The sequence below is a fragment of the Neisseria sp. Marseille-Q1983 genome (assembly GCF_018224585.1).
Taxonomy (GTDB): Bacteria; Pseudomonadota; Gammaproteobacteria; order Burkholderiales; family Neisseriaceae; genus Neisseria; species Neisseria polysaccharea.
The window spans coordinates 1-5,541 of sequence record NZ_JAGTUI010000066.1 but is presented as its reverse complement, the minus strand read 5'-3'; the positions used below and the strand labels follow the sequence as shown (position 1 = coordinate 5,541).

The following is a 5,541-nucleotide window of genomic DNA, read 5'->3' as shown; positions in this document are numbered from 1 at the left end:
GCAAACAGGGCGAGAGCGAGACATAGTATGGCGGATGAATGCACAGCCGATTGGGTGCGCCGCATGATTGCCGAGCAGGAGGCGGTGCTGGCCGATGCCGAGGCCATCGGCGATGCCTACGCCGCCCGCCACGCGGAGCACGAATTGCGCAACTATCGGCAATTTTTGGCGCGGCTCGAGCCGCAGAAAGCGTAAAAAAAATGTGGATTGTGAAATATTGGAAACCGCTTGCCATTGCCGCCCTGCTGGCGGCGGTGATCGGCGGTGAATATTGGTACGGTGAGCAGTGCTACAGCGCGGGCTACCGTGCCGCCGAGACCAAGCTGAAGCAACAGAAAACCGAAGCACTGGCGAAGCAAACCGGTGCAGTATTGGAAAAAGAAAGGCAGGCGCAGGCGGAATTGGCCGCCGCGCAGGCCGAAGTGGAAAAGGAAAGAGAAAATGCAAAAATTGCTGTGGATAATCTGCGCGGCGAGCTTGAGCGCGTGCGCGCCTACGCCGCTGCCCGTAGTCGCTCCCTGCCCCAAACCGCCGGAACCACCGGCACGGTTGATGAAGCCGCTGCCCGAGGCTGGCAGTTATTCGGCAACTGCGCAAAAGAATATGCAGGATTGGGCAGAAATAGCCGACACCCAGCGCAACGACCTGGCCGAATGGCAGGCGTATGGGCGCGTGGTGGCCGACACGGCAGATAAGTAAACCCCGCCGCTTTGCGGCGGTTTTGTTTTGGGTGTGTGAAATGATTAAGCAAGAATTTGCCGGCGCAACGCTCTACTTGGGCGATTGCACCGGCCTTTTGCCGGCGGTACTGGCTGAAAACAAGGTGGATGCGCTGATTTCCGACCCGCCGTATGTGCTTGGCGCTTCCGGCGCGGGAATGGGTGCTGGGCGGAAATATTTGCAGGATATTAAAAACCATATTGATACGGGTTTTGATGTTAATTTACTGGATAATTTTGATAACTGGTTGGTGTTTTGCGCGAAAAGCCAAATTGTGGACATTATCAACCAGGCGAAAAACCAAAACCTGAATTGGATGTTGCTCACTTGGAACAAGAAAAATCCCACGCCACTCACCTGCGGCACCTATCTACCAGACACCGAGTACATGGTGCACGCCTACCGCCGCCACATTTGGGAGAGTAAAACCCGTTTTGTGGTGGGTAATGTGGAGAAAAACCCGTTTGACCATCCCACGGTAAAGCCGCTGTATGTGATGTATAAGGCTATTGCCAGCGCATCCGCGCCGGGCGATTTGGTGCTTGACCCGTTTATGGGCACAGGCAGCACGGGCGTAGCGGCTTTACAGCGCGGCCGGCGCTTTATCGGCATCGAGCGCGAGCCGAAATACTTTGATATTGCCTGCCAGCGCATCGAGCACGCACTGGCGCAAGGGCAGTTGTTCTGATTTCAGGCTACCTGAAAAAAAAGGCTGCCTGAATTTTCAGGTAGCCTTTAATTTTCACTGTATAAGAAAGTAGAATTTACGAGAAGCTAATATTTAGACTTTTACCGAGCTTCGAGGCGGCTTTTTCCAAAAAGTCTATTTTAGTATTATGCCGCAGGTCGAATAAGCGGTCAATTTGCGGCATGTGCACATCTAGCCTCCGTGCCATTTCCGCCTTGCGCACGCCTTGGCTGACCATCTCGTTGAGCAGCAGCACTTTGGCGGTTTCCAGCGCCGGCAGTGCTACAACAGGCTGCCCTTCGGTAGGCTCTGAAGGCATGGGCACAGCCCGGCGGTCTTCAAAATAGCCGTCCAGGGCACACAACAAGCCGTCCAATGCTTCAATGGCGGCAGTTTCTTCGTCTTCGCCAACCGCTGCCGCTTCAGGTATATCGGGGAAAGTAACCAAAAACGTGCCGTTGCTGTCGGGCGTGAGGATATAGGGATAGTTCAACATGGTTTTCCTTGTAAAAATCGGTTTGCGGTGCAGACAGCCCTTTCGGGCTGCCCTTTTTATTTCAATCCCAAATCTTTTTTGATTTTATTCGTCAGGTCAGAACCCATCTCCCTACTGCCGTGAAACGGGAAAACCGACGTTTTGTCTCCAAGCCTGAGATTGTAATGGCTGCCGCGCTTTTGGCTTTTGAACTCCACGCCCCGCGCTTCGAGCCATCGTTTGAACTCACTGTATTTCATATAACCTCCTTTCCTATACAGTAAGGATATAATACAACAGAAATGTTGTATTTGCAAGCGAAAACGAAACATTTTTGTTGTGTTTTTGAGGATGGGCAACAGTGCAACAAGTTCTAAATTTTTAGTTTGGTTTTTTCTGATTGTTGGCGCGGTTTTGGGGTTGCTCTGTTTATTATTGCAATGCAGTCATAATAATATTTTGTTTTTAATATAAATCAAGAATCCCCGTGGGCGTGCCAATTCAAAAACCTGCTTGTTTCAAGCAGGTTTTTTTATTATGAATCGTCATTCCCGCAACTCTTCGTCATTCCCGTGAAAACGGGAATCTAGAACCTCAAACTTTCAGATAATCTTTGAATATTGCCGCTGCCCCAAGAGCTAGATTCCCGCTTATGCGGGAATGACGGAATTTTAGGTTTCTGTTTTTGTGGGAATGACGAATAAAGCGTGCCGGTTTATACTCGCTGCAACACGCGGTTCAGACGGCATTGCCCTCTTTTTTCATTATCAGTGGGTGTAGCAACTGTATTTTTCACCCCGTCGGGCAAAAATACAGTTGCTACGATGCACCCTGCCGCCCTGCCCTGTGCCTTGTCCTGCAATACGGCATATAATGCACCACAAACCCCGCGCTGCGGTTTTCAGACGGCATCGCCGTGCTTTTTTACAGGCAGTAGCCCTTTTTATCGGACGCAATATTAAGGTTTCAACACACAGGACGACACATAAAGCACCGCCCTATGTGCCGTCCTGATTCGGAAGGGGTTACACCCCTTCCAAACAAAGTCTGACTCTACCACAAAGGGCGGGGTTTCAACCGAAAAGGAAACATAATGAAAGGCTCTTTCGTACAGTCCCTAAGCATCGCCGGTTCGGATTCGGGCGGCGGTGCGGGCATTCAGGCGGATTTGAAAACGTTTCAGATGCGCGGCGTGTTCGGAACGTGCGTCATCACCGCCGTTACCGCGCAAAATACCTTGGGCGTGTCGGCGGTTCATCTCGTCCCGACCGAAACCATCACCGCACAAATCCAAGCAATCAGGGAAGACTTTGACATCCGCGCCTACAAAATCGGTATGCTCGGCACGGCGGAAATCATCGAATGCGTTGCCGACAAGCTGAAACACTGCAGCTTTGGCAGGCGCGTACTCGACCCTGTGATGATTGCCAAAGGCGGTGCGCCGCTGTTGCAGGATTCCGCCGTTGCGGCACTGACGCGCCTGCTGCTTCCCGATACGGATGTATTGACCCCCAACCTGCCCGAAGCGGAAGCCCTGACCGGCGTGCATATCGAAAGCCGTAAAGATGCGGAACGTGCGGCAAAAATCCTGCTTGATTACGGTGTCAAAAATGTCGTTATCAAAGGCGGACATTTGAACGGCAGCGCAAGCGGACGCTGCACGGATTGGCTGTTTACGCAAAATGAAACGCTGGAATTGGACAGCCCGCGCTTTCCAACCGCCCACACGCACGGCACAGGCTGCACGTTTTCCGCCTGCATTACCGCCGAGTTGGCAAAAGGCTCGGACGTTTGCAAAGCCGTACAGACTGCCAAGGCCTATATCACGGCGGCAATCTCAAACCCTTTGGAAATCGGCGCGGGACACGGGCCGGTCAATCATTGGGCGTATCGGGACTAACCGTAAAAATGCCGTCTGAAACAAAATGTTCAGACGGCATTTTTGAGGATTATTCAGGCTTTTTCGCCAGCATGGTTACAAATTTAAACCGTATCGGATTGCCGTTTTCGTCTTTGGCGTGCATCGCGCCCAATTCTTCTTTATATTCGACCAGCTCCCAATCCCGATAATAATCCTTCAGCTCGCCCTCTTTAAATTTAAAAGGGAACGGCATCGGGCAGGGGAAATCCGCCGTATCCATTGCCGATACAATCAAATTGTACCCGCCCGCCGCCGTATGCGCCTGCATATCGGCAATCACGTCGGGCACACGCTGCGGCATCAGGAACATCAGCACCACTGTTGCCACAATATAATCAAACTCGCCCTGCAAGGCGGCGGCGTTCAAGTCATATTCCAGCGTGCGGACGTTCAAACCCTCCGCCTCTGCCAGCTCCGCCACGTTTGCCAAGGCGGCGGGATTGCAATCGGCAGCGGTTACGTCAAACCCCTTCAAACCGAGAAACAGCGCGTTGCGCCCCTGTCCGCAGCCCATATCCAACGCCCTGCCCGCCGGTACGGTATCCTGAGCCGCCGCGACCGCAGAATGTGTGGCACTCATGCCGTATTTTTTGTGAAAATAGTCTGCCGCCGCGCAATACATCGACAAACGAATTTCAGCATCGTCCGTTTTCGGTTTGACCGAAAACACCTGCTGCGGCGCAAACACGCAATCGCCGCTTTCCGCCGACCAAACCTCTGCCGCCCCGTCCTGCGTGCGGACTTCGACATCGCCATGCAACACATTCAGGCAGACCCATTCCCCTTCCTCGGACGAATAACCCGACAACAAAACTTCCGGCAGGTTTTCCACTTTCCATACGGGCATTTGTCCGAAACAAAACAACTCGCCACTTTGACCCACTATCCGCTCCTTCATATTCAAAAATAAAGTTGCACATTATATGCCTATTTCAATCCGCCGCAATCTTTCAGACGGCACGGCGCGCAAACCGCTTATAATCACGCCGGACACCACACAAAGGCACAATAATGGATAAAACCGTTTACCTTTACACCGACGGCGCGTGCAAAGGCAATCCCGGCGCGGGCGGCTGGGGCGTATTAATGCGCTACGGCAACCACGAAAAAGAACTTTTCGGCGGCGAAGCGCAAACCACCAACAACCGCATGGAGCTGACCGCCGTCATCGAAGGGCTGAAATCGCTCAAACGCCGCTGCACCGTCATCATCTGCACCGACTCGCAATACGTCAAAAACGGTATGGAAAACTGGATACACGGCTGGAAGCGCAACGGCTGGAAAACCGCCGCCAAACAGCCCGTCAAAAACGACGACTTGTGGAAAGAACTCGACGCTCTAGTCGGACGGCACCAAGTCAGCTGGACTTGGGTGAAAGGACACGCGGGACACGCGGAAAACGAACGCGCCGACGATTTGGCAAACCGTGGCGCGGCGCAGTTTTCCTGAGTGCCGCACCGGCAAAAATGCCGTCTGAAACCGCCAATGGAATTCAGACGGCATCCGCCCGCCCCGTCATTCCCGCGCAGGCGGGAATCCAGACCTTGGGACAGCGGCAATATTCAAAGATTAGCTGAAAATTTAGAGGTTCTAGATTCCCGCTTTCGCGGGAATGACGAAAAGTGGCGGGAATCCAGACCTTAGAACAACGGCAATATTCAAAGATTATCTGAAAGTTTGAAGTTCTAGATTCCCGTTTTCACGGGAATGACGAAAAGTTGCGGACAGCAGAGGAAT

Annotated in this window: 8 protein-coding genes; 5 read left to right on the top strand and 3 right to left on the bottom strand. The window is 52.7% G+C overall.

Annotated elements, in window-relative coordinates:
* The 3 genes from KEM39_RS10555 to KEM39_RS11690 all read left to right on the top strand — a co-directional run.
* The coding region (locus KEM39_RS10555; protein WP_211709996.1) for a hypothetical protein at positions 1 to 195 on the top strand (195 nt) is incomplete at its 5' end.
* A 5-nt stretch (positions 196 to 200) separates the two neighbouring features.
* Positions 201 to 695 carry a DUF2514 family protein gene (locus tag KEM39_RS10550; RefSeq protein WP_211709995.1) on the top strand — a complete coding sequence of 165 codons (495 nt, stop codon included), beginning with the start codon at positions 201 to 203 and terminating at the stop codon, positions 693 to 695.
* Positions 665 to 1,408 (top strand): site-specific DNA-methyltransferase, encoded by a 744-nt coding sequence (locus KEM39_RS11690; protein ID WP_249182737.1) that lies wholly within the window; start codon positions 665 to 667, stop codon positions 1,406 to 1,408. Before KEM39_RS10550 ends, KEM39_RS11690 begins: the two co-directional genes overlap by 31 nt.
* 76 nt (positions 1,409 to 1,484) lie before the next feature.
* Here KEM39_RS11690 and KEM39_RS10540 read toward each other — a convergent pair whose 3' ends face one another.
* Positions 1,485 to 1,904, bottom strand: coding sequence for a type II toxin-antitoxin system HicB family antitoxin (locus KEM39_RS10540; protein WP_211709994.1), 420 nt, complete (start codon positions 1,902 to 1,904; stop codon positions 1,485 to 1,487).
* A 56-nt stretch (positions 1,905 to 1,960) separates the two neighbouring features.
* Positions 1,961 to 2,143, bottom strand: coding sequence for a type II toxin-antitoxin system HicA family toxin (locus tag KEM39_RS10535; RefSeq protein ID WP_003711064.1), 183 nt, complete (start codon positions 2,141 to 2,143; stop codon positions 1,961 to 1,963).
* Between the two features lie 833 nt (positions 2,144 to 2,976).
* On the opposite strand from KEM39_RS10535, the gene thiD reads away from it, so the two are divergent.
* Positions 2,977 to 3,783, top strand: a complete 807-nt coding sequence (thiD, locus tag KEM39_RS10525; RefSeq protein WP_118997936.1) for a bifunctional hydroxymethylpyrimidine kinase/phosphomethylpyrimidine kinase — start codon at positions 2,977 to 2,979, stop codon at positions 3,781 to 3,783.
* Between the two features lie 49 nt (positions 3,784 to 3,832).
* On the opposite strand, the gene tehB is transcribed toward thiD, so the two are convergent.
* Complete coding sequence (gene tehB / locus KEM39_RS10520; RefSeq protein ID WP_101141656.1) at positions 3,833 to 4,702, bottom strand: SAM-dependent methyltransferase TehB; 870 nt, start codon at positions 4,700 to 4,702, stop codon at positions 3,833 to 3,835.
* Between the two features lie 113 nt (positions 4,703 to 4,815).
* On the opposite strand from tehB, the gene rnhA reads away from it, so the two are divergent.
* Positions 4,816 to 5,253, top strand: a complete 438-nt coding sequence (gene rnhA, locus KEM39_RS10515) for a ribonuclease HI (protein ID WP_118997934.1) — start codon at positions 4,816 to 4,818, stop codon at positions 5,251 to 5,253.
* Positions 5,254 to 5,541: the final 288 nt, after the last annotated feature.

What these genes read in the sequence shown, in the direction of transcription:
- KEM39_RS10550 (WP_211709995.1), top strand. Translation starts at nt 201, where the DNA reads ATGTGGATTGTGAAATATTGGAAACCGCTTGCCATTGCCGCCCTGCTG.
- KEM39_RS11690 (WP_249182737.1), top strand. Translation starts at nt 665, where the DNA reads ATGGGCGCGTGGTGGCCGACACGGCAGATAAGTAAACCCCGCCGCTTT.
- KEM39_RS10540 (WP_211709994.1), bottom strand. Translation starts at nt 1,904, where the DNA reads ATGTTGAACTATCCCTATATCCTCACGCCCGACAGCAACGGCACGTTT.
- KEM39_RS10535 (WP_003711064.1), bottom strand. Translation starts at nt 2,143, where the DNA reads ATGAAATACAGTGAGTTCAAACGATGGCTCGAAGCGCGGGGCGTGGAG.
- thiD (WP_118997936.1), top strand. Translation starts at nt 2,977, where the DNA reads ATGAAAGGCTCTTTCGTACAGTCCCTAAGCATCGCCGGTTCGGATTCG.
- tehB (WP_101141656.1), bottom strand. Translation starts at nt 4,702, where the DNA reads ATGAAGGAGCGGATAGTGGGTCAAAGTGGCGAGTTGTTTTGTTTCGGA.
- rnhA (WP_118997934.1), top strand. Translation starts at nt 4,816, where the DNA reads ATGGATAAAACCGTTTACCTTTACACCGACGGCGCGTGCAAAGGCAAT.